The 24,184-nt window shown below is 52.2% G+C and carries 27 protein-coding genes; 17 read left to right on the top strand and 10 right to left on the bottom strand.

Annotated elements, in window-relative coordinates; translation table 11 throughout:
* From G549_RS0105755 to G549_RS0105705, 10 genes are all read left to right on the top strand, one after another.
* Nucleotides 1-336: a VOC family protein gene (locus G549_RS0105755; RefSeq protein WP_027834230.1), complete on the top strand. Its 336-nt coding sequence runs from the start codon at nt 1-3 to the stop codon at nt 334-336.
* A gap of 168 nt (nt 337-504) precedes the next feature.
* Nucleotides 505-702 (top strand): 50S ribosomal protein L35, encoded by a 198-nt coding sequence (rpmI, locus tag G549_RS0105750; protein WP_027834229.1) that lies wholly within the window; start codon nt 505-507, stop codon nt 700-702.
* 26 nt (nt 703-728) lie between these two features.
* Nucleotides 729-1,130, top strand: coding sequence for a 50S ribosomal protein L20 (gene rplT / locus G549_RS0105745; protein ID WP_027834228.1), 402 nt, complete (start codon nt 729-731; stop codon nt 1,128-1,130).
* A 163-nt stretch (nt 1,131-1,293) separates the two neighbouring features.
* On the top strand, nt 1,294-2,397 hold the full coding sequence (pheS, locus tag G549_RS0105740; RefSeq protein ID WP_027834227.1) for a phenylalanine--tRNA ligase subunit alpha: 1,104 nt from the start codon (nt 1,294-1,296) through the stop codon (nt 2,395-2,397).
* A gap of 2 nt (nt 2,398-2,399) precedes the next feature.
* The gene (locus tag G549_RS22115) at nt 2,400-3,410 is read left to right on the top strand and encodes an ASCH domain-containing protein (RefSeq protein ID WP_343251105.1); all 1,011 of its coding nucleotides are present in this window, start codon (nt 2,400-2,402) and stop codon (nt 3,408-3,410) included.
* Nucleotides 3,411-3,415: 5 nt separating this feature from the next.
* Nucleotides 3,416-5,842: a phenylalanine--tRNA ligase subunit beta gene (gene pheT / locus G549_RS0105725; RefSeq protein WP_027834225.1), complete on the top strand. Its 2,427-nt coding sequence runs from the start codon at nt 3,416-3,418 to the stop codon at nt 5,840-5,842.
* 33 nt (nt 5,843-5,875) lie between these two features.
* A complete protein-coding gene (locus tag G549_RS0105720; protein ID WP_027834224.1) occupies nt 5,876-7,078 on the top strand; it encodes a hypothetical protein in 1,203 nt (400 codons plus the stop codon).
* Complete coding sequence (locus G549_RS0105715) at nt 7,071-8,234, top strand: hypothetical protein (RefSeq protein ID WP_027834223.1); 1,164 nt, start codon at nt 7,071-7,073, stop codon at nt 8,232-8,234. The genes G549_RS0105720 and G549_RS0105715 overlap by 8 nt, the downstream gene beginning before the upstream one ends.
* A gap of 102 nt (nt 8,235-8,336) precedes the next feature.
* Entirely contained in the window at nt 8,337-9,860 is a 1,524-nt protein-coding gene (locus G549_RS0105710) for a fumarate hydratase (protein WP_027834222.1), read from the top strand.
* Nucleotides 9,860-10,336: a GNAT family N-acetyltransferase gene (locus tag G549_RS0105705; protein ID WP_036221038.1), complete on the top strand. Its 477-nt coding sequence runs from the start codon at nt 9,860-9,862 to the stop codon at nt 10,334-10,336. The genes G549_RS0105710 and G549_RS0105705 overlap by 1 nt, the downstream gene beginning before the upstream one ends.
* Before the next feature lie 38 nt (nt 10,337-10,374).
* Here the strand turns inward: G549_RS0105705 and G549_RS0105700 are convergent, their stop codons facing one another.
* Nucleotides 10,375-11,412, bottom strand: coding sequence for an aldo/keto reductase (locus tag G549_RS0105700; RefSeq protein WP_027834220.1), 1,038 nt, complete (start codon nt 11,410-11,412; stop codon nt 10,375-10,377).
* Nucleotides 11,413-11,613: 201 nt separating this feature from the next.
* Between G549_RS0105700 and trhO the strand changes: the two genes are divergently transcribed.
* Complete coding sequence (trhO, locus tag G549_RS0105695; RefSeq protein WP_027834219.1) at nt 11,614-12,636, top strand: oxygen-dependent tRNA uridine(34) hydroxylase TrhO; 1,023 nt, start codon at nt 11,614-11,616, stop codon at nt 12,634-12,636.
* A gap of 1 nt (nt 12,637) precedes the next feature.
* On the opposite strand, the gene G549_RS0105690 is transcribed toward trhO, so the two are convergent.
* Complete coding sequence (locus G549_RS0105690) at nt 12,638-13,429, bottom strand: LytTR family DNA-binding domain-containing protein (protein ID WP_036221034.1); 792 nt, start codon at nt 13,427-13,429, stop codon at nt 12,638-12,640.
* A gap of 120 nt (nt 13,430-13,549) precedes the next feature.
* Between G549_RS0105690 and G549_RS19185 the strand changes: the two genes are divergently transcribed.
* The gene (locus G549_RS19185) at nt 13,550-14,047 is read left to right on the top strand and encodes a DUF2306 domain-containing protein (protein ID WP_051213424.1); all 498 of its coding nucleotides are present in this window, start codon (nt 13,550-13,552) and stop codon (nt 14,045-14,047) included.
* Here G549_RS19185 and G549_RS19180 read toward each other — a convergent pair.
* Entirely contained in the window at nt 14,044-14,640 is a 597-nt protein-coding gene (locus G549_RS19180) for a TetR/AcrR family transcriptional regulator (protein WP_051213422.1), read from the bottom strand. The genes G549_RS19185 and G549_RS19180 overlap by 4 nt on opposite strands.
* Before the next feature lie 122 nt (nt 14,641-14,762).
* Here G549_RS19180 and G549_RS0105675 point away from each other — a divergent pair, with 122 nt between their 5' ends.
* Nucleotides 14,763-15,164, top strand: coding sequence for a hypothetical protein (locus G549_RS0105675; protein ID WP_156905486.1), 402 nt, complete (start codon nt 14,763-14,765; stop codon nt 15,162-15,164).
* Nucleotides 15,165-15,196: 32 nt separating this feature from the next.
* On the opposite strand, the gene G549_RS0105670 is transcribed toward G549_RS0105675, so the two are convergent.
* Nucleotides 15,197-16,429 (bottom strand): glycerophosphodiester phosphodiesterase family protein, encoded by a 1,233-nt coding sequence (locus G549_RS0105670; RefSeq protein WP_027834216.1) that lies wholly within the window; start codon nt 16,427-16,429, stop codon nt 15,197-15,199.
* 167 nt (nt 16,430-16,596) lie between these two features.
* Between G549_RS0105670 and G549_RS0105665 the strand changes: the two genes are divergently transcribed.
* Nucleotides 16,597-16,929, top strand: a complete 333-nt coding sequence (locus G549_RS0105665) for an ArsR/SmtB family transcription factor (RefSeq protein ID WP_027834215.1) — start codon at nt 16,597-16,599, stop codon at nt 16,927-16,929.
* 11 nt (nt 16,930-16,940) lie between these two features.
* Complete coding sequence (locus G549_RS21230) at nt 16,941-17,408, top strand: SRPBCC domain-containing protein (protein WP_051213419.1); 468 nt, start codon at nt 16,941-16,943, stop codon at nt 17,406-17,408.
* Here the strand turns inward: G549_RS21230 and G549_RS21225 are convergent.
* The 3 genes from G549_RS21225 to G549_RS19165 all read right to left on the bottom strand — a co-directional run bounded on the left by G549_RS21225 (nt 17,405) and on the right by G549_RS19165 (nt 20,046).
* Nucleotides 17,405-18,238, bottom strand: coding sequence for an alpha/beta fold hydrolase (locus tag G549_RS21225; protein ID WP_027834214.1), 834 nt, complete (start codon nt 18,236-18,238; stop codon nt 17,405-17,407). The two genes, G549_RS21230 and G549_RS21225, sit on opposite strands and share 4 nt — an antisense overlap.
* 29 nt (nt 18,239-18,267) lie before the next feature.
* A complete protein-coding gene (gene mbfA, locus G549_RS0105650; protein ID WP_027834213.1) occupies nt 18,268-19,251 on the bottom strand; it encodes an iron exporter MbfA in 984 nt (327 codons plus the stop codon).
* A gap of 96 nt (nt 19,252-19,347) precedes the next feature.
* Entirely contained in the window at nt 19,348-20,046 is a 699-nt protein-coding gene (locus G549_RS19165) for an extensin-like domain-containing protein (RefSeq protein WP_051213417.1), read from the bottom strand.
* A gap of 284 nt (nt 20,047-20,330) precedes the next feature.
* On the opposite strand from G549_RS19165, the gene lepA reads away from it, so the two are divergent.
* Both lepA and G549_RS0105635 read left to right on the top strand, forming a co-directional pair.
* Nucleotides 20,331-22,133: a translation elongation factor 4 gene (gene lepA, locus G549_RS0105640; protein ID WP_027834212.1), complete on the top strand. Its 1,803-nt coding sequence runs from the start codon at nt 20,331-20,333 to the stop codon at nt 22,131-22,133.
* A gap of 2 nt (nt 22,134-22,135) precedes the next feature.
* Complete coding sequence (locus tag G549_RS0105635; protein WP_027834211.1) at nt 22,136-22,336, top strand: hypothetical protein; 201 nt, start codon at nt 22,136-22,138, stop codon at nt 22,334-22,336.
* On the opposite strand, the gene G549_RS0105630 is transcribed toward G549_RS0105635, so the two are convergent.
* The 3 genes from G549_RS0105630 to G549_RS0105620 are packed head-to-tail and all read right to left on the bottom strand — an operon-like array spanning nt 22,333 to nt 23,891.
* A complete protein-coding gene (locus G549_RS0105630; protein WP_027834210.1) occupies nt 22,333-22,761 on the bottom strand; it encodes a DUF2267 domain-containing protein in 429 nt (142 codons plus the stop codon). The two genes, G549_RS0105635 and G549_RS0105630, sit on opposite strands and share 4 nt — an antisense overlap.
* 27 nt (nt 22,762-22,788) lie before the next feature.
* Nucleotides 22,789-23,484 (bottom strand): RES family NAD+ phosphorylase, encoded by a 696-nt coding sequence (locus G549_RS0105625; protein WP_210162398.1) that lies wholly within the window; start codon nt 23,482-23,484, stop codon nt 22,789-22,791.
* Nucleotides 23,481-23,891, bottom strand: coding sequence for an MbcA/ParS/Xre antitoxin family protein (locus G549_RS0105620; RefSeq protein ID WP_036221031.1), 411 nt, complete (start codon nt 23,889-23,891; stop codon nt 23,481-23,483). The genes G549_RS0105625 and G549_RS0105620 overlap by 4 nt, the downstream gene beginning before the upstream one ends.
* Nucleotides 23,892-24,184 lie beyond the last annotated feature (293 nt).

Raw genomic sequence — 24,184 nt, 5'->3', positions numbered from 1 at the left:
ATGGAACTGGGACGTTTTTCGGTGAGCTTGAATGTCAAAGACATTGAAGTGTCGAAGCAATTTTATCAAAATTTGGGGTTTGAAATCGTCGCTGGCGATCAGGCACAAAACTGGCTGGTGCTGCAAAATGGCGATGCCAAAGTGGGAATTTTCCAAGGCATGTTTGAACAAAACATCATGACGTTCAATCCAAAGGATATAAAACCAATCCACAAAAAGCTGGATGAGATGGGGGTGGACTATTCACGGCAAATGGGAGGTGAGGACTATCCCAAAATGGCCTTGTTCAAAGACCCTGATGGCAATGATATTCTGATTGACCAGCACGACGTGTAAAAACCGCTAAAAGAACAGCGCACAAGGCTTGCATTTTGCACTGTGTGCTCTTATAACCCTCAAGTTCAAGCGGATCGTCCGGCCTGAAAAGGGTATGCCGTGTCGATCCATAATGCTTAAAACCCGCCAAATCCCACCGGGGATGAGGCAACAAGAAGGAAAAGCAAAATGCCCAAGCTTAAGACAAAGTCTGGCGCTAAAAAGCGCTTTAAAGTGACTGGCACTGGCAAAGTCATGGCCGCAGCAGCAGGCAAACGCCACCGTTTGATCAGCCACAACGGTAAATATATCCGTCAAAACCGTGGTACGAGCGCAATGTGTGCACAAGATGCACGCACGGTGAAAAAATTCCTGCCCTACGCCTAATAATCTGACTTTTAAGGACTAAATCCATGTCACGTGTAAAAAGAGGCGCAACGAGCCACGCCCGTCATAAAAAGGTGCTCAAATCAGCCAAAGGTTATTATGGCCGTCGCAAGAATACCATTCGCGTTGCAAAGCAAGCGGTGGAAAAAGCGGGTCAGTACGCATATCGCGACCGGAAGGCGAGAAAACGTAATTTCCGTGCATTGTGGATCCAGCGTATCAACGCTGCTGTTCGCGAGCATGGCTTGACATATGGTCGATTTATCGACGGCCTCAGCAAAGCTGAGGTTGCGGTTGACCGTAAAGTATTGGCTGACCTGGCCGTTCGTGAGCCAGAAAGCTTCAAAGCGCTGGTGGAAACTGCCAAAAAAGCGCTCGGTTACCTTAAGGATGTTGACGCGACAACCCACGCTCGGGTTGCCAGCTAAGCACTCCTCGCCTTATCTTTTCTGAGGCCGAATTTAAAGCCTTGCGCCATCCTCCAGTCTGGGGTTGGCGCAAGGCTTTTGTGTTTAAAGGCTTTGTGCGCCTATATGGTGCGCAAATCTTCTCGCTGCTTAAACGAATAAACGGGACAAGGGGTCCGAACAAATGGTTGATACCAAAGCGCTGGACGCGCTCAAATCTGAAATCCTGGCTGCGGTTGAAAACGCGGCTGACCTAAAAGAACTGGATGCGGTTCGGGTTGGCGCCTTGGGCAAAAAGGGTTCCATTTCTGAACAGCTGAAAGGCTTGGGCAAAATGACCCCCGAAGAGCGCAAAGTGGCTGGCCCCGCGCTCAATGGCCTAAAAACCGAAATCGCCGAGGTGATTGAAGCCAAGGCAGAGCAATTGGAAAATGCGGCGCTGGATGCCAAGTTGGCGGCTGAAAAAGTGGACATTACCCTGCCGCTGCAACAAGGGCCCATGCAGCGCGGCTCTATCCACCCGATCAGCCAAACCATTGATGAAATCACTGCGATCTTTTCCGATATGGGGTTCGCCATTGCCGAAGGCCCCGATATTGAAAGCGACTATTACAATTTCACCGCGTTGAACTTCCCCGAAGGTCACCCCGCGCGCGAAATGCACGACACGTTCTTCATGAAGCAGCAAGAGGGTGAAGGCTCCAATCAAGGCAAGATGGTGCTGCGCACGCACACCTCACCGGTGCAAATCCGCACCATGGAAAATCAGGAGCCGCCGATCCGCATCGTGATTCCGGGCCGCACCTACCGTTGCGACAGCGACCAGACCCACACACCCATGTTCCACCAGTTGGAAGGCTTGGTGATTGATAAATCATCACATATCGGCCAGTTGCGCTGGGTGCTGGAAGAGTTTTTGACCGCCTTCTTTGAAGTTGATCACGTTAAAACCCGCTTCCGCCCGTCATTCTTCCCGTTCACCGAACCATCCATGGAAGTGGATGTGCAGTGCGACCGCTCCGGCAATGAAGTGAAAATTGGCGAAGGCAGCGACTGGATGGAAATTCTGGGCTGCGGCATGGTGCACCCCAATGTGATCCGCAATTGTGGGCTCGACCCTGATATCTATCAAGGCTTTGCTTGGGGCATGGGCATCGACCGGATCGCCATGCTGAAATATGGCATGCCTGACCTGCGCGATTTCTTTGGCGCTGATCAACGCTGGCTCGACCATTATGGCTTCCGCCCACTGGATCTGCCGACCCTGTTTGGAGGATTGTCTTCGTGACCATGCCCGTCAGCGATATGGAAGAAATCTATATCGTGACCGACATTGAAAGCGATGGCCCCAGCCCCCTGCGCAACTCTATGCTGAGCTTTGCCAGTGTGGCGATGAATCGCCGTGGCCAGTTTTTGGGTGAGTTTCAAGCTGTGCTTGAGCCGCGCAAAGACCGGGTGCCCGACCCTAAAACCATGGAATGGTGGAAGACCGAACCCGATGCCTATAAGGCGGCCACCGAAAATGCCCAATCACCGGAAAAGGTGATGAAGGAATATGCCGCGTGGGTGAAGGGCTTTGAGGGGCGCAAGGTGTTCGCCGCCGCGCCACTCATTTTTGACGGCATCTTCATCGATCATTATTTGGATCTTTATACCCGTTCGCGCGTCTTTTCTGGCCCCACCCACAGCCAAGTGATCTTTAGCGGCGGGGCGGCGGATATTTACACCATGTCGGGCATTTTGGCTGGCGTGCCGCATCAGGAATGGACCACACGGCGGGTGCCTGATAGCTGGATTGGGTTCCAGCCGCACAGCCATTTCGCCATTGATGACGCCCGCGGCTTTGCCCATTTGCTCAAGCGCTTCTTCATTGTTTCCAGCCTGCCGCAACATTTGCGCCAGCTCGAAATCTCTGAATTTGGCGACAGCGAAACCCTGTGCAACGAACTGGTTGGCCTGATTGTTGCGGGCAAGAAAACCGCGACCTGTGGGGCGCTGGTACATTATGAAGCCGATGGCGAACCTTTGCCTGAAGTGGGGAAGCGCTACATTGTGCCCAACTGGGACGGCGTGCCCCAATGCATCATCGAAACGACCTCAGTGGAGGTGAAACGCTTTGACGAAGTGGATGAGGATTTTGCCCGCGCCGAAGGCGAAGGGGATTTGAGCTATCAATATTGGCATGATGGCCACAAAGAATTTTTTACCCGGAATGGCGGGTTTTCACCCGAAATGAAACTGGTGTGCGAGCGCTTTAAGCTGATTGAAGCGTTAGCGGATCAAACGACGACAAAAGAGTAAAACCGATGAAATTTACAATTGACTGGCTAAAAGATCATCTGGACACCACTGCGTCCAACGATGAGATCATTGAAACCCTCACCCAGATCGGACTTGAGGTGGAAGAGGTTGAAGATCAGGCAAAAGCACTCGCGGATTTTACAGTTTGCGAAGTTCTTTCCGCTGAAAAACACCCCAATGCGGACAAGCTAAAAGTGTGCATAGTGAGCACTGGCAAAGGCGACCCCGTGAAAGTGGTGTGCGGCGCCCCCAATGCGCGCACGGGCATGAAGGGCGTGTTCGCCGCTTCAGGCACCTATATTCCCGGCACAGATTTTGTGTTGTCCAAAGGCGTGATCCGCGGCGAAGAAAGCAATGGCATGCTGTGTTCTGAGCGTGAATTGCTCCTGTCTGACGATCATGACGGCGTCATTGATTTGCCAGCGGATGCGCCCGTAGGCGAGCGCTATGTTGATTATGCCAAACTGAACGATGTGGTGATCGACATCGCCATCACCCCCAACCGTGGCGATTGCACCGGCATTTACGGTGTCGCACGCGACCTGGCCGCCGTGGGCGTTGGTGAATTGAAGGACGGTACTGTCCAACCTGTGCCTGCAACATTGGACGGCAAAGGCGATATTTCTGTTGAGTTTCGCTTTGGCGAGGGTGAGCCCCAAGCCTGTCAGCAATTTGCTGGCCGCTTGTTCAAAAACGTAAAAAATGGCGCATCGCCCGAATGGATGCAGCAGCGTTTGATCGCGATCGGTCTGCGGCCCATCAACGCGTTGGCCGACATCACTAACTATGTGTCTTACGATCGTGGCCGCCCGCTGCACGCCTACGACGCTGACAAAATCAACGGCCAGTTCCACGCGCGCAACGCCAAAAAAGGCGAAGAGATTTTAGCGCTGGACGGCAAAACCTATCAGCTTGACGAAACCATGTGTATCTTAGCTGATGATAATGGCCCGCTTTGTATTGGCGGCATTATGGGCGGTGAAGAAAGCGGTTGTACCGAAGACACCACCAGCTTGTTTTTGGAAAGTGCATGGTGGGAACCGATCGAAATCGCGCAAACTGGCCGCAAAACCGGCATCAATTCTGATGCGCGTTATCGGCTGGAACGCCATGTTGATCCAGAGCTGACGATCGCAGGTCTCGAATTGGCCACCAAACTGATTTTGGAGATTTGCGGTGGCGAAGTGCACGAAATCACCGTCACAGGCGATGTGCAACCTGAGGAAAAAGTCATCGACTTCCCACTGGCGGAAATCACCCGCCTGACCGGTTTGAAGGTACCTTTCGTCGAGGTGAAGGCCGTATTGAGCCGTCTGGGCTTTTGGGTGGCTGGATCTGGCGATGTGGTGAAAGTGGCGGTGCCGTCTTACCGGCCCGACATTGAGGGCAAAGCAGATTTGGTGGAAGAAGTGATGCGCATTGTCGGCGTCGACAATGTGCCTGTTGATCCATTGCCGCGTCTCACCAGCGTTGCGCCTAAAATGCTCACAACGATTCAAAACCGTCGTCGTATTGCGCGGCGGGCTTTGGCGGCGCGTGGCTTTAATGAAGCAGTGACTTGGTCCTTTGTTTCTGAAAAAGAAGCAGCAGCCTTTGGCGGCGGCCAAGATGAGCTGAAGTTGGAAAATCCGATCAGCGCAGAACTAAGCGATATGCGCCCCTCTTTGCTTCCCGGCTTGCTGGCAGCGGTCAACCGCAACACCAACCGAGGCATTGCCAACTTGTCGCTTTTCGAAGTTGGTCAGGTGTTTAAAACCGCCGCTCCAGATGGGCAACATAACTATGCCGCTGGCGTACGTGCTGGCTTGGACACTTATAGCCAAGTGGGCCGCCATTGGCAGGGCAAAGCAGAAAAACCAGATGTGTTTGAAGCTAAGGCCGATCTGTTTGAGACATTGGCGCAGTTGGGTGTCGATCCCAACAATCTGCAAATTGTAGCTGAGCCCGCAACATGGTCGCATCCGGGCCGGGGCGGCCGCGTGCAGTTGGGGCCAAAAAATATCATCGGGTGGTTCGGTGAGCTGCACCCCAAACTGATCAAAGACTTGGATTTGCCCAAAAACATTGCCGCATTCGAGCTAAATCTGGACGCGATTCCGCAACCTCGGGCAAAAGCCACCAAGGCGAAACCTGCTTTGACCATATCCGACCTACAAACCGTGAAACGCGACTTCGCTTTCGTGGCCGATCAATCTGTCGAAGCGGGCAAATTGCTCAAAGCCGCCGGATCAGCCGACAAGAAGCTGATTACAAATGTCAGCTTGTTCGACGTGTTTGAAGGCAGCAATTTGGGCGAAGGGAAAAAATCCTTGGCGATTGAAGTGACCATTCAACCCAAAGACAAAACCCTCACCGACGAAGAAATCGACGCGATCAGCCAAAAAGTGGTTGCTGCTGTGCAAAAAGCCACAAAGGCTGAATTGCGGGGATAGGGCTTGAATGAAAGAACCGGTGGAGCCGACCCGATGTCAGCAGTCAATCAACCAAATCCAGTTTTTCTGGCATCCAACGGCGGATTAACACGTCAGCCAGACAGGCCGGACTTGGCGCGTGCCGGGGATTTTTGGGAAGGCTTTGACCGGTTTGGGCTTTTCTACGATGTGTTCCGTGACGCGAACGGAAAGCGTGTGTGGTTTGTTGGACCGGATCCCAAAAATCTTTTGGATGATTTAGTCAATTGCCGAGTTGAGGGCATACAGTCTGGGCATATTGGTCAGCTTAAGCTCGTCAAAAGCCACGAAAACATTGCTGGCTATCTGGAGCTGCCTGAGGTCGACCACCAGTTTGCTTTGACGATTGCGGGGCAGCGTATTGTTGGTGATATTGGCGCGAACCATTGTGAACGGTTTCAAGGTAAGCGTGTTCTTTTGACGATGAACCAAGACAACGACCTGCAATGGATCGAGGACTGGGTCAAATTCTATGTCAAAGAGCATGGTGCGGATAGCGTATGCATCTTTGACAATAACTCGTCCATTTATGATCCGGAGGATCTTTCAGCGTATCTGACAAATATTGAAGGCATATCATCCGTTCAGGTCGTTGAGTGGCCATTCATCTATGGTGTTATCGACAAGGTTGGACAGGACCACGGTCTCAACCCAAACGTTTCGTTTGCACAACCGCCAATGTTTCCTGCATTCCACCTAAGATTTGGCCTACGTGCGGCCTCGATACTAAATGTGGATATAGACGAACTGATCTTGTCTTCATCTGGAAAATCGATCTTTGCAGCTGCCGAAAGAAGATATTTTGGAACCCTCAAATTCGACCGTTTTCTGGTCGAAAATGTTCAGGGAAATGTCGGTGATGAGCAAGCATCGGTGTTTCAGGGATTTCACTTTCGCAACAAAGATCGCCTCGGCCGACAAGACCACCTGCGCAAATGGGTGGTTGCGCCTGGAAAACTGAGGCGAACTAAACCAACTCCAATGCCTTGGACGCATCGTGTGTATGGCATCTTAAACCCATATCCTGCATCAAAAGATTTCAAATGCTATCACTTCGCAAGCGTCAATACCGGTTGGCGGGCAAAAACCCAAAAGGGTGAAAAGCGGGAATGGCAGCATGAACGTCTTGTCGCCGAGCCGTTTGATCCCGAAAAGCACTTGAAGGATGAGTTTTTGGCCAAGAAGCTGGAAGAGATATTTGGGCAGAAAAATGGGTGATGCTTCAATTGGCTGTTTGCTGAATCTCAGTACCGGTGAGCGGGAAAGTGTGCGCCTTTCCACGGTGCAACTCGACAATGCCAGCGATGTTAAGCGCAGACCAAAATACCCGGAGCGCGAGCGCCCCGAAAAATTCTTGGCAAGCTTCGATTTCACCACCCTCTACTATGATTGCTTTTGGGACCAAAACACCAAAGATGTTTTATGCGTTGGCCCCACACCGACAAATCTTAAGCCGCATTTCAAGCGGGCGGTTTACCGCGCGTTGCCCTCAGGTAAACAGATAAAGGCAAAGCATTTTTTCTCTCTGACGGTGATGTCCACGCAATTGAAGGATGTACCTGTCGACACCACGGCAATTGAAATGCATTTTGCCGGCGAGACGCATCTGATGCCGGTGCAGCCAAATGGATGTGATGATTTTTCACGCGAAAATTTGATGTTCACCCTGTCGAAAAACAACGATCTGAAATGGATCAAGTTTTGGGCGGAGTACCATGTGCGAAAGCAAAATGTTTCCGCCATTATCCTGTTTGATAATGGTTCGGATCAATATGAGATGGATGATCTCATAAAGACGCTGACGGACATTGATGGGCTTAAGAAAGTCCTTGTCGTGAGCATGCCTTATCCCTATTGCGCCAAGGATGAAATATTGCGGGTGAACCCCTATTGGGCTCATTTTCTGCAAATCGCGCTAATGAGCATCGTGTTGCGCCGATTTGGTATGGGCGCGAATGCCATTTTGAATCTGGATATTGACGAGCTGGCGAACAGCAACGGCCAGGCCGATGTATTCCAACTGGCAGAGCAATCCAGCTTGGGCATTTTGGCCATGAAGGGCGTTTGGGTGGAGCCAATTGCAGAAAGCGAATTCGGCGATCATCGCGACTTTTGCGTTGTCGCCAAAGATGAGAAGCAAAGTCACTGCTACGCTGGCAAGTGGGCGATTGACCCAAAGCGCAAATGGTTCAAAAAATTGAAGGTGTTCCCATATATGCATTGGATTGAAAACCGCGCCCAACTCGGTCGACGCTATGTGGAAGGGGTGCACTTTTGGCACTTTAAGGGGATCAACACCAATTGGAAGCTTAACCGGGCAACGCCAATGCAATTCGATCCCGAAATCCATGAGCGGCGCAACATCGAGTTTTAGAGCGTTTGACGAAACCGATCAAATTGACCCTTGGTCTAGTTGCAAATTTGACCAACTCATGGGACAAGCATTTAACTAATGCACCTTTGTCGCGAGGGACTTATGCCTGCCATCAAAAAAGAAGATTTCATTCAGTCGATCACTGACGCGTTTCAATTCATTTCTTATTATCATCCGCTTGACTATGTCAAAGCGGTGGCCAAGGCATATGAAAAGGAAGAGAGCCCCGCAGCGAAAGATGCGATTGCGCAGATTTTGACCAATTCGCGCATGTGCGCTGAAGGGCATCGTCCGATCTGTCAGGACACGGGCATCGCTGTTGTGTTTTTGAAAATCGGCATGGATGTGCGCTGGGATACGGACATGTCTGTCGAGGATATGGTCAATCAAGGCGTGCGCCAGGCCTATGCGGAGACAGATAGCAATTTGCTACGCGCCTCATTGCTGATTGACCCGGCTGGCACCCGCAAAAACTCTGGCGACAACACCCCCGCCGTGATCCATTATGAAATGGTCACGGGCGATAAGGTGGATGTGACTGTGGCGGCCAAGGGCGGTGGTTCTGAAAATAAAGCCAAATTGGCAATGCTCAACCCCAGCGACGATATTGTGGAATGGGTGCTCAAAACCGTGCCAACGCTCGGTGCGGGATGGTGTCCGCCTGGTGTGCTCGGCCTCGGCATTGGCGGCACGCCTGAAAAGGCCATGTATCTGGCCAAAAAATCACTGATGGCCCCGGTCGACATTCAAGAACTGATTGAGCGTGGCCCGAACTCGACTGCAGAAGAATTACGGCTTGAGCTATATGAAAAGGTCAACGCACTTGGCATTGGCGCGCAAGGCCTTGGCGGTCTCACCACCGTGGTAGACGTGAAAGTGTTGGACATGCCAACCCACGCGGCCTCTAAGCCAGTTGGCCTTGCGCCGAACTGCGCGGCCAACCGCCATGTGCATTTTGAATTGGATGGCACGGGACCAGCGGATTTGACACCACCACCTTTGAGCGCGTGGCCTGACATTGGCTGGAAGCCTTCCACTGGCGCGAAGCGTGTTGATTTGGATAAGCTGACACCGGAAGAAGTCGCCACATGGAAACAAGGCGATCGCTTGCTGCTTAACGGCAAAATCCTTACCGGGCGCGATGCCGCGCACAAGAAAATTCAATCGCTTTATGAAAGCGGTAAGGGCTTGCCTGAAGGTGTCGATTTCAACAATCGGGTGATTTATTATGTCGGCCCTGTCGATCCCGTCGGCGACGAAGCGGTTGGCCCAGCCGGCCCAACCACAGCGACACGCATGGATAAATTTACCGAGATGATGCTCGACAAAACTGGCCTTGTAGCAATGATTGGCAAGGCCGAGCGTGGGCCTGCCGGGTTAGAGGCCATCGCCAAGCACAAAGCAGCCTATTTGATGGCCACAGGCGGCGCGGCTTACCTCATCTCCAAAGCCATTCGCTCGTCCCGCGTGGTGGCGTTTGAAGAGTTGGGCATGGAAGCCATTTATGAGTTCGACGTGGAGAATATGCCGGTGACGGTTGCCGTGGATTCCACGGGTCAGAGCGTCCACCAGATCGCCCCGGCCATCTGGCGCAAGAAAATTGGCAAATTGCCTGAGCCTGCCTGATGGATTTGCCAAAGGGCTATCGGCTGCGGGCGGTCCGCGAGATGGATCTCGATCTGATTTGCGCCCAGCGCGAACTGATGTTTTCCGATGGCGGCAAGCGCACGCGCGAAAGCCTTGAAAAGATGACCACATATTTCCGCCCCTGGCTGCAGGAGCGGTTGGCAGATGGGCGCTATTTCGGCTTTATTGTTGAACGCAATGGCGAGCCCGTGGCGGGCGTTGGTCAATGGATCATTGATTGGGCGCCGCACTTTCATCATGAAGAAGAGGCCCATCGCGGCTATATCGCCAATGTCTATGTTGCACCCGTCCATCGCGGCCAAGGCATTGCCAAATTTCTGGTGAGCTGCGCCGAACAGGAATTTAAAGCCCGCGGCGTCTCCACCATGGTGCTGCATGCTTCTCAAGAAGCCGAACCGATGTATGAAAGCCTAGGCTGGGATCAAACCAGCGAGATGATGAAAATCAACGATTAAATTGAGAAGGGCGGCCCCGAAAGCCGCCCTAATTGTTTTTAACGCAGCCAACCTTCAGGTTGCGGGTGGAGGTTCATCAACCCACCCTCTGAGGCTTTGTCGATGGCAGCGATTTCTTCGTCGCTTAGCTCAAGATTGTCGAGCGCGCCCAGATTGTCTTTAAGCTGCTCAAGCGTGCGCACACCAATGAGTGCTGATGTCATTTCCTCGCGCCGCAGGGCCCAAGCCAATGCCAATTGCACCAATGATTGACCACGCGATTTGGCGATCTCGTTTAAACGATCTGCTGCGTCCAAAACGCCCATTTCCAAATGCGATCCAGCAACAGAAGATGATTTTTCCGCCGCGCGGGTATTTTCGCCTTTGCCTTTTGAGTATTTGCCGCTCAACACGCCTTGCGCCAGAGGCGAAAAGGCAATGCAGCCCACGCCCAGTTCGCCAAGGGCATCCAAGGTGCCATCATCTTCAATCCAACGATTAAGGATCGAATAAGACGGCTGGTGAATGGTCAAGGGAACACCCATTTCTTGCAAAATGCGGTGGGCCTCGATGGTTTGCTCGCGCGGATAAGAAGAGACGCCCACATAAAGCGCTTTGCCTTGGTGGTAAAGCGAGGCGAGGGCGCCCATTGTTTCTTCCAACGGTGTGTCTGGATCAAAACGGTGCGAATAGAAAATATCGAAATATTCAACATTGCAACGTTGTAGGCTTTGGTCGCAGCTGGCGATCAAATATTTGCGGGAGCCAAACTCACCATAAGGGCCGGGCCACATCTCATAACCGGCTTTGGACGAGATGATCATTTCATCGCGATAAGGCTTAAAATCATGCTGCATCATTTGCCCAAAAAGCTCTTCAGATGAGCCTGGTGGCGGGCCGTAATTGTTGGCCAGATCGAAATGGGTGACGCCTTTGTCAAAAGCATAGGCCAAAATCTCGAGTGCGCTTGGATAATCACGTGTGCCGCCGAAATTTTGCCAAAGGCCAAGGCTTATGGCTGGAAGTTTAAGACCGGAACGGCCGGAACGGCGATATTCCATTTTGTCATAGCGAGAAGGTGATGCGCTATAGGGCATAAGGGACCTCATATTTCTGGTGTGTTGATCACAATTTTAGATCACGGCAGGACAACTAGGATGACATAGATCAAGGGGAAATGGCAATGATTTGGCTATGAAACATCAATGCTTGGCGGCGCGGCGCTTTTTTGCTAAACCGCCCCATTGAAATTTACCGCCTCAACTGGCGAGGCGATTGATCACCTGAGGAAGCTGAAGATGAGCGAATATAAGGTCGTTGCGCTTTATAAATTTGTGTCCTTGCCGGACTATAAAGAACTGCAAGAACCCATTCTCCATTTTTGCAAGAAACGTGACATCAAAGGATCGCTCTTGTTGGCCGAAGAGGGCATCAACGGCACGGTAGCGGGTCGTCCTGAAGCGATTGATGAACTGGTGGATTATTTGGAGCGCGGCAATCAATTCAAGGGCCGTTTCAAAAACACCGAAATCAAGTTTTCCGACGCCAGCGACATGCCGTTTTTGCGTATGAAGGTGAAGCTGAAAAAGGAAATTGTTACCCTGCGCGCGCCAGAAGCAGATCCCAATAAACAAGTCGGCACATACGTGTCGCCTGAGGATTGGAACGACATCATCTCCGATGAGGAGATGGTCGTGCTCGACACGCGCAACGATTACGAAGTGGCGATCGGTACGTTCAAAAACGCGCTCGATCCAAAAACAGATAGCTTCACCGAGTTCAAGGATTATGTAGCCGAAAACCTTGATCCGAAAAAAAATAAGAAGGTCGCCATGTTCTGCACCGGCGGCATTCGCTGTGAAAAAGCGTCCAGCTACATGCTCGCCCAAGGCTTTGAAGAGGTCTATCACCTCAAGGGCGGCATTTTGAAATATCTGGAAGAAATGCCAGAGGAAAAAAGCCTTTGGGACGGGGAGTGCTTTGTGTTTGATGAGCGCGTGTCTGTGGGGCATGGCTTGAAGGAGGGCAATTTGACCCTTTGCCGGGCCTGCCGTTATCCGCTGACCGAAGAAGACCAGCAGCACCCCAAATTCATCGAAGGTCAACAATGCCACCACTGCGCTGACAAAATATCAGAGCGCAGCCGGGCGCGCGCTGCGGAGCGGGAAAAGCAAATCCGTTTGGCCGCTGAGCGTGGCCAAGCCCACATCGGCGATGAAGCAGAAGAATTTGCCCGGAAAAACAAAGAACGCATGAAGCAATTGCGCAAAGAACAGCGCGAGCTGAACCGTAAAATGGCGGAAAAGGCCAAGCAGGCTTAGATCAGGCTGGTGCAGCGGGCAGGAGCCCAGCTGCCCTCGCCGCCTCGGTTTGCCCGCGGCTGATGGGCAGTTCTGCCCCATCTTTCATTACAGCGACCAGCGTACTGCCCTTCTTGCGGGTTTCCGTCACCGCATCAAGCGCCACCCAATGGGAGCGATGAATTTTCACCCCCGGTACGCCATCTGTTTCTTTGATCGCGTCGGCGAGCCGCAACAAGATTAGTTCGGCCCCCTTGCTGGTGACGATGTTCACATAGTGATCCTGCATCGACAAATAATAAAGCTGGCCCCGATTTTTGACATTGAGGCGCGCCATGAGCGGCACTTGTTTCGGCGGGTTGATGACTTCGCTTTGTGGACGCTGAAATATGTAGTGCAGTGCCGAAATGCAGATCGAAATCGCCACGCAATACACCCAGACCATAAACGATACGAACCCTGGGATTTCCCAATCGCCCAAGGCGACGCCGTTGATCAGCGTGATCAAAACAGCAACGGTGCTGCCTGCGCCTGTGCCCGCAACGATCACATGCAGCACCGCGTTGGTGGTTTTGAGATAATACTCAAAGGCATTGATCACTAAGCTGCCCGCAAAAACGCCGCCCGTATAAGTGACCACAACAGTGGTGAGCCAATAGGCCAAGCGCGGCCCCAGCGCAAAGTAGGAAAAAGTCTGGAAGGGGCCGATGATCCCGATCAACACCGCAACAGTGATGATGCCCGCCCAAACTCGGCCAGAGCCGAACATCTCGCGCATTTCGCGAAGCGTCAATTGTAATGGGCCGTCGTTCACGAAGCACTCCCTTGTTTTGGCGAAATCCCCATTGCGCCAGTACTTAAGGTTTTCATTTATCGCACACAAGTGCAGCGGCGCAATTGGCGAACCCCGCGCAAATGCGGAAATGAGGACATTATGGACAGTGAAATCTTGGCAACGGCACCCCTGCCGGTCATTATACATCTTATCGCGGCGTTGTTTTGCATCGCCTTGGGCGGCTATATGCTCTACGCGAAAAAGGGAACAAATGCCCATAAAATTATGGGATGGGCTTGGGTAATTGGCATGGCCATTGCCATATTCAGCGCTTTATTCATTCATGGATTTGAGTGGATTGGCCCCTTCAGTCCCATCCATTTGATTATTCCTTTTGCCATTGCAGGTCTTTGGGGCGGGATACGCGATATCCGGGCCAAAAAGGTGCGCGCCCACCGGGAAGCAATGTTGTCCATGTATTGGGGCGCGTTGGGCATTCCATTCGTTTTGGCGCTGATGCCAGGGCGCCGATTGCACATTCTGCTTTTCGGGGAAAGCGGCACACTTTTACCCACAGTCATTTTCGCCATATTGCTGACAAGCGTTGGCGCCTATTTACGCTGGGAACGGGAAATCAAAGCATATTTGCAGCGTTAAATCGAACGCGCCGTCATCATGTCGCTCAGGGCGGCGAGGATGCTTTCTTGAGCTGCTTTCGCTGCGTTTGGCGCATAGGTGGCCCGTGCATAATAGCCTAGCAACATCAAATAGAGTTGGTGGGCATTTGTCCCCGCGCGTTCTTGGCTATACCCAAGTTCTGCAAAGAGATGGGTCACATAGTCTATGCGTTGCTGATCTGTTTCGGAAACAGTTTGCGCGATGTTTGGGTCAACCATCGCCCAACTGCGCATGGCCATCTCCCCCTGTGCGGAGCTGAGCGTACCCACGGGCTCCTTAAGCGCGACGTGAAACAGCGCAACCAACTTATCGTGCGGAGACGTCTCTTCACGTTCGTTGGTCGCCATCACCTGTTCTGTGCCTTGGGTCACCCAATAGCGGATCAATTGATCAAGCAAATCTTTGCGGTCTTTAAAATGCCAATAAAAGGATCCTTTGCTGGTGCCAAGGCCTTTCGCCAACCGCTCAACTTTCACATTTTCCACGCCGCCTTTGGCCATGGCCGCAATGGCGGCCAGCAGCCAATCTTGCGCCGACAATTGATTTCGCTTCGCATCACCTGATTTTGCCATGCCTCATCCTTACAACCCACGCCGCATCCTTGTCTGCGACAAATGCGCTCAAACATACGTATCCGTATGGTGCTTTATATGTAAATGCAATACATACGGCAGCGTATGGAAAGGGGATGATTATGCAAAATGAATTTAATCTTTGGTGGGGTGCCGCAGGTGTGATGTCACTATTGGTTGCGGCGATACACATTTTTGCGGGCACACCTGAGATCATGGTGCCGCTGGCGCAGTTGAACATGCCCGATGTGCTTTACGCCATTATGGACGTGATCTGGAACCAGGTCAGCTTGTTGCTGATTGTCGTTGGCTTGGCGCTATTGCTGGCCTCGAAGCGCGGGGCACAATCCATGGATATGGTGCTGTTCATCAACGTGATTTATGCCGGCATCGCCTTGATCTTTGTCGTCGCCGGGATGTTCTATCTGCAATCTTTGTGGCCCATGCCGCAATGGATTTTGTTTGGTTTGATTGCGCTTGTGGCGCAAATAGGCTGGCACAAACAAAAAGGTCGGGTGCAATAGCACCCGACCCCGCATGACGGTCTAGGGAGGATTTAGAGCCCCATGCAATTCGCGTAGTAAGTTGTGGTCGCAGGCCAGTCTGAGAAGACGCCGACAACGCCAACTTCTTTGGCCAACACATCAAGCAGTTCAAAGGCAACGCCATCATTGTTGGTCACATCGGTGATGGATTGGAAATACCAGCCACCGCCATTGTTGAGCGGGCCAGAGCGTTCCAATGTCCACGTGATAATGTTCAGGCCAGCGGCTTTGGCTTCTTTGGCATAAACGGATGGCACGATCTTGCCGTCTTCAGTGGTCACCAACACCCAAAGCGGTGGCGCGATATAATTCACACCTGCATCAGCAAGATCTTGCATGCTTTTGCCATAGGTTGATGGGTCCATGGGATCAAACCCTTCCTCGCCATAACGGCCATCCAGATAAACCGCTTGGGCCCCGAATTCAGGTTCATTTTCGATCCAATAGAGCACGTCATCCAGCAGGAACGATTGCGCCCAAACACTCTTGGGGTCGATGCCGGCGTCCTTGTATTCATCAATCATTTTTTGCGCATAAGCAGCCTGGCTAAAGTCGCCTTGATAAGGCATGTCCACGGTTGGTGTTTTCAGTTCTGGGGTAAACTTGCCGCCCAATGATTTGATCAGCTCAATGCTCTGCTTGTGGGTCACCAAAGTGCCTGTTGTGGCGTAAAGGTCGGTTCGGAAACCAGCGGTGCCTTTGACATAGTCCTCAACTGTGGTGGCGTTTGGATTCGCGCCATCCATCTTGCCGTTCAAGGTCATATATTCAGCCAAAGTGATGTCCGAGGTCGAACATTTGGCTTCAGCTTTTTTGCCTGTTGCCGGATCAGCCGGAGAAAAGGGCACTGAACATTTCGCGGCCAATTCTGGACGCAGCAAAATGTCAGTTGTCGTGTGCAAATCACTTTGGGAGTGACGGCAAACCAACTCCTGATCTGCGGTGAAGGCCACATCACATTCGATGATGCCCGCGCCCTGACGCGCAGCCGCTATGTAGCTTTCTTTGGTGTGTTCAGGAAATTGCAGGGCCGCACCGCGGTGGCCAATGGAAAAGTCAGTCTTTTGAAATGGACCATTGGCGCAAGATGCCAACTTGTCCTTCAAAGCGCTGTCGTCCATTTGATCAACCAAATAGAGCGGACGCACACCCAGATGAACGGCGGCTTCATCATGATTGTCTGCGAGCGCAGCCATGGGCTGGGCCAACAGCGCAAGGCCAAAAAGGGCCGGGCTAAATTTCATCATTTTTCTCTCCAAAGCAAAAAGATCACGAACCGGATCAGCCCGGAAAATGCCGACGCATCATGACGGAAAAAATTCAAAAAGATGACAGTTTCAATAAAGAAAAAAGGTAAGTTAATTACCTAACTGTTATTGACATGAAGCGGAAGCTGTGATTGGTTAGGTTTATGCCTAAGTATGAAAACGCGATAGATGGATATTTCCAAGCCCTTGCTGACCCGACCCGTCGGGCGGTAGTGGACCGCCTCACGGAGGGGCCTGCGTCAGTCAAAGAACTGGCGATGCCATTCAAAATGGCGCTGCCATCGTTCATGCAACATTTGGATATTTTGGAAAGCAACGAACTTATCGTCACCAAAAAGGAGGGACGCCGCCGCATTTGTACGATCAACCAGGCGGCGTTCGACCAAATGATGGACTGGATGCAAGACCGTCGCGCGCTGATGAAAAAGCGTTTGGACGCGTTGGAAAACTATTTGGACAATGAGCAATTGAACTAAGGAGATTTGGGATGACGGAACCAGTTGCTATCGCGGAAACCGTGCATGATGAACGTGTCATGAAGGCCTCACCAGCACGCGTTTATATGGCTTTTGCGGATGCAGAGGCGCGCAAAAGATGGGAGCCAACGCCGCCAGATATGGAGATGAGATATGGCCCTTCTTCATTTGAAGTGGGCGCTCACGAAGAAAGTGAAATGATCAAGGACGGTGAGGTCATGGCATCGTTCGATACACGCTATATCGACATCCTGCCGGAAAAACGCATCGTCAGCTCAATCCGAGTCAAAGCAGGCGGACAAATAATGTCCTGCTCGCAAAGTACAGTTGAGTTGGTGCCTGAAGGCAATGGCACCCGTGTTATTTGCTATGAGCAAGTTGTCTGGTTTGGTGGCCAAAATATGAAGAAAGAGCATCAAGAAGGCTGGCGCACCTTGCTCGATGGTTTGCGAAATGAAGTTGAGGAAAGCGCTGTTTAACGCTCGTTTTGCTCGGTGGTTTGCCAGAATTCCAACAAATATTGCCGCACGCGATCTGTGGCATCCAGATTGGCGCAATGGCCACCATCGGGCACCTCAATCAGAGTGAAATTATCTTGGCTTTTCATTTTTGAAAGCGTTGGCCCCAACGCAGAATTTACGGATTTGTCGTATCCACAGCGCAGCAGCATGATCGGCCCTGGATAGGCCAACGCATTGTCGATCAAATTATAGTTGCCCACATGGCCCACAATTTGTGTAACCACGTCAATATCAATCGCGGTCAGCATGGCTCGAACAATCGGACGGGCCGCTTTGTTTTTGGTGGTGCCCACGGCGCCGATACGCCCGATCAGATTTGGTCCCAGCAATTTATAGATCCACTTTAATAGCCCGACCCCGGCCTCCGGAGTCCGCAGTGAATAGCTGGTGCCGAAACTGGCAAAACTTCTGAACCGAGCACCATGCTCTTTGAGCGCCCAGAGCGCTAAAATGCCGCCCAGCGAATTGCCCACATAATGAAACTCACTCGCTTCAATGTGGTCGGCAATTGCTATAATGTCGTTTGCCATTTCGGCGATTGAAAAGTCCTCTGACTTTTTACCCGTTGGCGCGCTGGAGCGACCATGTCCGCGCAAATCGGGCACGATGACCCGGTAGCCCCATTTGGCGAAAAAATGCGCGTCTGCGGTAAATTGCATGCCTGACGCCGCAAGCCCATGCACAAGAAAAACCACAGGACCATCTTTGGGGCCGACATCACCATAGGCAAGACGAACGCCATCGCGTTCGACATAATTGGCGTCCAAAAATTCGGGCGTCAGGGTCATAAAATCACACAAAAATTAAAATAGCGTCGCTAAGCATTGCCGATCAAAATACCTGCGGCAAACACCAGTGAACCGCCAAACACCACTTGCAAAACCGCCCGCCAGAAAGGCGTATCCATATAACGGTTCTGGATATAGGCGATCACCCACAATTCGATAAACACCACAATGATCGCGGTGACAGTGGCCGTCCAAAAGTCAGCAATCAGATAGGGTAGCGCGTGGCCCAACCCGCCAATAGTGGTCATGATGCCGGAAGCAAAGCCCCGTTTAATCGGTGATCCACGTCCGGTCAGTTTGCCATCGTCAGAGGCGGCTTCGGTGAAGCCCATGGAGATGCCCGCGCCGATCGATGCGGCCAAACCCACCAAAAACGTTTCCCATGTGGAATGGGTGGCAAAGGCAGCAGCAAAGATGGGCGCAAGGGTGGAGACGGACCCGTCCATCAACCCTGCAAGCCCTGGCTGCACATAGGTCAACACAAATTTACGGTGCTTTTGCTTGTCTTCGCTTTCAAGGGCATCTTCGCCCAAATGCTCTTCTGTCAGCTCATCTGCCGCGTTCTTGTGATGCTGCTCAGCAATCGCCAGATCGCCCAAAAGCTTGCGAATATGCGCATCTTTGGTCCGCTTCAATGCCTCAAGATAGAAGTTTTGCGCCGCTTCTTCCATTTCCCAAGCCTGTTGGCGGATGGTTTCAAGCGGCAGGTTTTTCATCAACCAAAACGGCTTGCGCTCCATAAAGCCCTTGATGTGCTCGCGCCGCACCAACGGGATCTTATCGCCAAACTTTTTGGTGAACATGTCGATCAGAATCTGGCGGTGTTCGTTTTCCTCCGCGACCATGCCCTCAAACACTTTTGCCGATGCGGGGAACTCTTCGCGCAACATATCCGCATAGGCCGCATAAATGCGCGCGTCGTCCTCTTCAGCTGAAATGGCAAGGGCTAGAATTTCGGCTTCTGATAGATCATCAAATCGGCGACGTTGGCCACCTAGTACCCGGTTGAGCATGGAATATTCCCAAAAAAATCAGCATGTTTAGTTCAATCTAATCCTGATTTTTTACGAGAACAACTCGCAATCATGATTATTTGCGAGGTGGGGCAATCAATCGCATATTTTGTAAGTACAATTCTTTCCGTGGCACCCCATATCAAGGTGCAAATGGTCCTTATGCAAGGCATTGGCCTCGGGTCCCAGAACCGTGGTAAAAATCTCGCAGCCCTGCTTGTGGCTGGCGCGCATCAATTTTTGGCTTTTGCCGCCATTGTTCCACGCGCTTGGTAGCTTTATCTCGGTTTCGTTGGTGAGTGAAAAGCCCGTCAAGTCGATGGCATTTGCAAACCCATGCTCAGAGATTTTGCCGGTTTTTGAATTATTGCGACGTCGACACACATAGCTGGTGCCCGTGTAAATGGTCTTGATGCCCGCGCCATGCATGGTGCGGCTGATCTGATCCACCCGCTTGGCCCAGTCAATAAAAGCCGTCGCCATGGCACAATTGAATGTGGCCGGTGAGGCCAGATTGATTTTGCGTCCTGAAATGGAAATGGACTTCAATTGATAAGGCGAGGACGTGCCACAACCCTCACTGTCGATTGGAGGGAGGATCTTTGCCTCAATCCCCTTATCCATAAGCGCTGGGCAAGCGGCTTGATAGACAATGTCGCTTTTGGGTTTTTCGGGTTCTGCTGCAACGGTTACAGCCAAATCAGCAGGCCGTTCGGGCGGCAAGGGGGTCGCGCCCAAGGCGGTCGGCAGCACCAAAAACGGTGCGAGTGACAGGAGCAATTTTAAGATGTTCATTGCCCCTCCCTCTGGTGCGGCAGTTGATCGTATTTGGCAGCGCCAAACACGCCTCATTATATCGATCAATGTGTTCAGAATAGAACGAACGACATCACCAATTTGTTCCGGTTCGAATGCATGTTTTGAGGTCGCGTTCGTCAAAATTCACGCTCCCGACACACTCCAAATGCACCCGCAATTTGAACCGTCGTCAAACCGCGTGCGGCAAGGGATTGACGCTTTTCACACATGGTTACCAATTTCTCTTTTCTTGTGAAAAGAAAGCTGGTAATCACCAGCCCATGACAGACCTTAAAAACATTCGCAATTTCTCCATCGTTGCTCACATCGACCATGGTAAATCCACCTTGGCTGATCGACTGATTCAATTGACAGGCGGGTTGACCGAACGTGAGATGCAGCATCAAGTGCTTGATAGCATGGATATTGAGCGTGAGCGCGGCATCACCATCAAGGCACAAACTGTGCGCTTGAAATATGAAGCTGACGACGGTGAAACCTACGTGCTCAATTTGATCGACACGCCGGGACACGTTGACTTTGCCTATGAAGTGAACCGCTCTCTGGCTGCGTGCGAAGGCTCGTTGCTGGTGGTGGATGCCTCTCAAGGGGTGGAAGCGCAAACGCTGGCCAATGTGTATCAGGCGATTGAAGTTGATCATGAGATCGTGCCGGTACTCAACAAGGTCGATTTGCCCGCGGCTGATGTCGACCGTGTTAAGCAACAGATTGAAGATGTGATCGGCCTTGATGCCTCGGATGCGCTGGAAATCTCAGCGAAAACGGGGATCGGCGTTGAAACAGTGCTTGAGGCAATCGTAAAGCGCCTGCCGCCGCCAGAAGGGGACATTAACGCTCCGCTCAAAGCCATGCTGGTGGATAGCTGGTACGACGCCTATTTGGGCGTTGTGGTGTTGGTCCGCGTGATCGACGGCACCATCAAAAAGGGCCAGAAGGTGAAGATGATGAACACGGGCGCGATCTATGATCTTGATCGTGTGGGCGTCTTTACCCCGAAATTGATTGCAACGGACGTGTTGGGACCGGGCGAAATCGGGTTTATCACCGCATCAATCAAAGAAGTGGCCGATACCAATGTGGGTGACACGATCACCGACGCGAAAAAGCCATGTGATAAAGCGCTCGAAGGCTTCCGCCCAGCGCAACCCGTTGTGTTCTGCGGCCTGTTCCCTGTTGATGCCAATGATTTTGAAGATCTGCGCGCGGCGATGGGCAAGCTGCGGTTGAACGATTCCAGCTTCTCTTATGAAATGGAAACGTCCGCCGCACTTGGCTTTGGTTTCCGCTGTGGCTTTTTGGGGCTTTTGCACCTTGAGATCATTCAAGAACGTCTTAGCCGCGAGTTCGATCTTGAGCTGATCGCGACAGCGCCGAGCGTTGTGTACGAACTTCAAATGACCAATGGTGATATGGAGCAATTGCACAACCCGGCCGATATGCCGGAAGTGATGAAGATTGCAGAAGTGCGCGAGCCGTGGATTCGCGCCAATATTCTCACCCCCGACGATTATCTCGGCGCGATTTTGAAATTGTGTCAGGACCGCCGCGGTATCCAGGTGGATTTGTCCTATGTCGGCAGCCGCGCCATGGTGCAATATGATTTGCCACTCAACGAGGTGGTTTTTGATTTCTACGATCGCTTGAAATCTATCTCCAAGGGCTATGCCAGTTTCGACTATCAAATCTCCGATTACCGCGCAGGCGACTTGGTGAAAATGTCGATCATGGTCAATGGCGAACCGGTAGACGCGTTGTCGATGCTGGTGCACCGTTCTGCGGCGGAAGCGCGCGGCCGTGTAATGTGTGAGAAGCTCAAAGAACTGATCCCACAGCACCTGTTCAAAATTCCAATTCAGGCGGCTATTGGCGGCAAGGTAATCGCCCGCGAAACTATTTCTGCTTTGCGCAAAGACGTGACGGCAAAATGCTATGGTGGCGACGCCAGCCGGAAGCGCAAGCTTTTGGATAAGCAAAAGGCCGGTAAGAAGAAAATGCGGCAATTCGGTAAAGTCGAAATCCCGCAGGAAGCCTTTATCAAAGCCCTCAAAATGGGTGATAATTGATCATGAATCTGAATGATCCCGGCATGGGCAAAATTGTGGGCGCGATCTTGGTTGCGCTCATTGCTGCCACCTTTATGGTCGGCCCTGATGCAGCGCAAAATGGCAGCTTTACCTTTTATGCGGTGATTATCGCGCTGGTGGCTGCGGCTTACTATCTTGTAACTGGCTTGCGCGACTATTTGGCGTTTAAACGCAAAGACTAGGCTTGTTCGTTTTGCCAATAGGCAACAGCATCACCTGAGATTTCTGCCAGCGCAGCATCAAGCTTTGCTTCATCCATATGGTGGCGCAGAACGTGCGTTACACCCTTAATGGCGTGACCATCGGCAAAATTATGCGCCCGCCGCACATCTTTGATTTCTTCAATCAAATCATCCTCACTGCCAAAGTCAGGTAGATATTCACGCTCATCCCAATCTTTGACAAAAATAGCCCGCGCAATTGGCGGCAAAAGCGAAGCAAATTGCAGGACTTGCGGCGCAGTAAGGCGCCGACGAAAGGCGAGGAGCACCGATTGCAGCAAAGTATAGGTCTGATTGCGGGTTGCTAAGTGCAACTCGTCGCACAGATCAGTCAAAATCTGATCATAAATAATACTGGCCCGTTGATATTCCTGTGGCATTGGCATGGAAAATCTCCGTATTTTCAGTATGCCCTAAAGTGCAAAAATTTTACCGCTATTGCAATTGCGCACCTTGTCCACCTCAGCACCGTTCCAATGGAAGTCGAAATGATCCGCTTGATGCGGGATGGGCAATAAATTGGGCCAAAAAACTCCAACGCACTTGCCCTCCGGCGCGCGCACGCTCGGATAGACGACGCCATTGCTGCCAGCCGCACGCAGCTCCGCACCGATCTTTTGGCTCTGTGTCCAATCATGCGGCAATAGGGCGTCAGCCACATCTGTCAGATCGTGCAGGAATTGATCAAGCGATCCGATCAACATCCGAAATTGCGAGGTCCACCCCGGTTCTTCCCGTGTTGCCGACATAAAGCGTCCATGATGATAGGCCACCTCATAAATCGCCACTTCTTCCCGGTTTCCAGCGCTGTAAACGCCATAGGTTCCATCCGTGAAGCGGCCCGGTCGGTCTGTAGAGACATGGGTAAAGGGCGCCATCACATAGCTGGCCCCAATGCCATTGACGCGACGATGAGTGGGCACCAGAGCGAGATTGCCAATTTCGTCGACGATGCGCGGATTGCTTTTGGCTTCGGCAGACGCCAATGCGTCCCAGTCCGCCGGGTCGGCAATGTCTTCAAATAGATCTATGGGTGGGAAGATGGAACGGATAATGCGAAAGGTGTGGGACCAGGTAACCTGCCGCGTAGGAATGTGGTCGATATTCACGCGCCGCCGCGCTCCGCATCCAAATAATCGCGCACACGCGCAAGATTGAAGATTGATCCGCCCAACATCACATCCAGTGCAGATTGCCCGGCAAATGCACTGTTGGGCTTTTTAACCCATTTATAGCCGCGATGCGGATCAGAAAACAGATAACGCAAGCCTTTGTGGATGCCCATCAAGATAGACATGCGCATGGCCAAATCGCGATCAATGCGACCCATATTGCCTTTCTTCCAGCGCGCCCAAGTGCGCGGCGCCATGCCGCCCAAAAGCTCCCGAGCCTGCACGTCGCTCAATTCCCAACGGCGAAACAGATTAACCGTGGCGCGGGCCATGGCCGCCGCCTCATCTTGGCTGATGTCTTTATGGTCGGGTTGCGACGGCGTGCGCCGCACTTCATTGAGCATAATTATTCTCCTTAATGGCAAATATAGTGTAATTTATGCCAAATGGCAAGAACGTAGAGGCGACACTCGCTAAGGGGGGACAGGTTTGGTGGCAGTAGTGGATGGATTGTGCGCCTGCTCCAACCAAGCCGCGCACTGCGCAAGTTGTGATGCACCAATGGCGGGGGTGCCGGGGACGGGCGCGTAGCGGCCGGTGGCGGCAAGAAAGAGCCGGGGGTGCCGGGGACGGGCGCGTAGCGGCCGGTGGCGGCAAGAAAGAGCCGGGGGTGCCGGGGACGGACGCGTAGCGACCG

Source organism: Maritalea myrionectae DSM 19524 (assembly GCF_000423365.1).
In the GTDB taxonomy this organism is placed as follows: domain Bacteria; phylum Pseudomonadota; class Alphaproteobacteria; order Rhizobiales; family Devosiaceae; genus Maritalea; species Maritalea myrionectae.
This window is presented reverse-complemented; position numbering and strand designations above follow the sequence as displayed.

What these genes read in the sequence shown, in the direction of transcription:
- trhO (WP_027834219.1), top strand. Translation starts at nt 11,614, where the DNA reads ATGAGCGAATATAAGGTCGTTGCGCTTTATAAATTTGTGTCCTTGCCG.
- G549_RS0105720 (WP_027834224.1), top strand. Translation starts at nt 5,876, where the DNA reads ATGTCAGCAGTCAATCAACCAAATCCAGTTTTTCTGGCATCCAACGGC.
- G549_RS19180 (WP_051213422.1), bottom strand. Translation starts at nt 14,640, where the DNA reads ATGGCAAAATCAGGTGATGCGAAGCGAAATCAATTGTCGGCGCAAGAT.
- G549_RS22115 (WP_343251105.1), top strand. Translation starts at nt 2,400, where the DNA reads ATGCCCGTCAGCGATATGGAAGAAATCTATATCGTGACCGACATTGAA.
- pheT (WP_027834225.1), top strand. Translation starts at nt 3,416, where the DNA reads ATGAAATTTACAATTGACTGGCTAAAAGATCATCTGGACACCACTGCG.
- G549_RS0105630 (WP_027834210.1), bottom strand. Translation starts at nt 22,761, where the DNA reads ATGCCAATGCCACAGGAATATCAACGGGCCAGTATTATTTATGATCAG.
- G549_RS0105705 (WP_036221038.1), top strand. Translation starts at nt 9,860, where the DNA reads ATGGATTTGCCAAAGGGCTATCGGCTGCGGGCGGTCCGCGAGATGGAT.
- G549_RS19165 (WP_051213417.1), bottom strand. Translation starts at nt 20,046, where the DNA reads ATGAACATCTTAAAATTGCTCCTGTCACTCGCACCGTTTTTGGTGCTG.
- G549_RS0105665 (WP_027834215.1), top strand. Translation starts at nt 16,597, where the DNA reads ATGCCTAAGTATGAAAACGCGATAGATGGATATTTCCAAGCCCTTGCT.
- rpmI (WP_027834229.1), top strand. Translation starts at nt 505, where the DNA reads ATGCCCAAGCTTAAGACAAAGTCTGGCGCTAAAAAGCGCTTTAAAGTG.
- G549_RS0105635 (WP_027834211.1), top strand. Translation starts at nt 22,136, where the DNA reads ATGAATCTGAATGATCCCGGCATGGGCAAAATTGTGGGCGCGATCTTG.
- G549_RS0105670 (WP_027834216.1), bottom strand. Translation starts at nt 16,429, where the DNA reads ATGAAATTTAGCCCGGCCCTTTTTGGCCTTGCGCTGTTGGCCCAGCCC.
- G549_RS21230 (WP_051213419.1), top strand. Translation starts at nt 16,941, where the DNA reads ATGACGGAACCAGTTGCTATCGCGGAAACCGTGCATGATGAACGTGTC.
- pheS (WP_027834227.1), top strand. Translation starts at nt 1,294, where the DNA reads ATGGTTGATACCAAAGCGCTGGACGCGCTCAAATCTGAAATCCTGGCT.
- G549_RS19185 (WP_051213424.1), top strand. Translation starts at nt 13,550, where the DNA reads ATGGACAGTGAAATCTTGGCAACGGCACCCCTGCCGGTCATTATACAT.
- G549_RS21225 (WP_027834214.1), bottom strand. Translation starts at nt 18,238, where the DNA reads ATGACCCTGACGCCCGAATTTTTGGACGCCAATTATGTCGAACGCGAT.
- G549_RS0105675 (WP_156905486.1), top strand. Translation starts at nt 14,763, where the DNA reads ATGCAAAATGAATTTAATCTTTGGTGGGGTGCCGCAGGTGTGATGTCA.
- G549_RS0105755 (WP_027834230.1), top strand. Translation starts at nt 1, where the DNA reads ATGGAACTGGGACGTTTTTCGGTGAGCTTGAATGTCAAAGACATTGAA.
- G549_RS0105620 (WP_036221031.1), bottom strand. Translation starts at nt 23,891, where the DNA reads ATGCTCAATGAAGTGCGGCGCACGCCGTCGCAACCCGACCATAAAGAC.
- mbfA (WP_027834213.1), bottom strand. Translation starts at nt 19,251, where the DNA reads ATGCTCAACCGGGTACTAGGTGGCCAACGTCGCCGATTTGATGATCTA.
- G549_RS0105715 (WP_027834223.1), top strand. Translation starts at nt 7,071, where the DNA reads ATGGGTGATGCTTCAATTGGCTGTTTGCTGAATCTCAGTACCGGTGAG.
- lepA (WP_027834212.1), top strand. Translation starts at nt 20,331, where the DNA reads ATGACAGACCTTAAAAACATTCGCAATTTCTCCATCGTTGCTCACATC.
- rplT (WP_027834228.1), top strand. Translation starts at nt 729, where the DNA reads ATGTCACGTGTAAAAAGAGGCGCAACGAGCCACGCCCGTCATAAAAAG.
- G549_RS0105710 (WP_027834222.1), top strand. Translation starts at nt 8,337, where the DNA reads ATGCCTGCCATCAAAAAAGAAGATTTCATTCAGTCGATCACTGACGCG.
- G549_RS0105700 (WP_027834220.1), bottom strand. Translation starts at nt 11,412, where the DNA reads ATGCCCTATAGCGCATCACCTTCTCGCTATGACAAAATGGAATATCGC.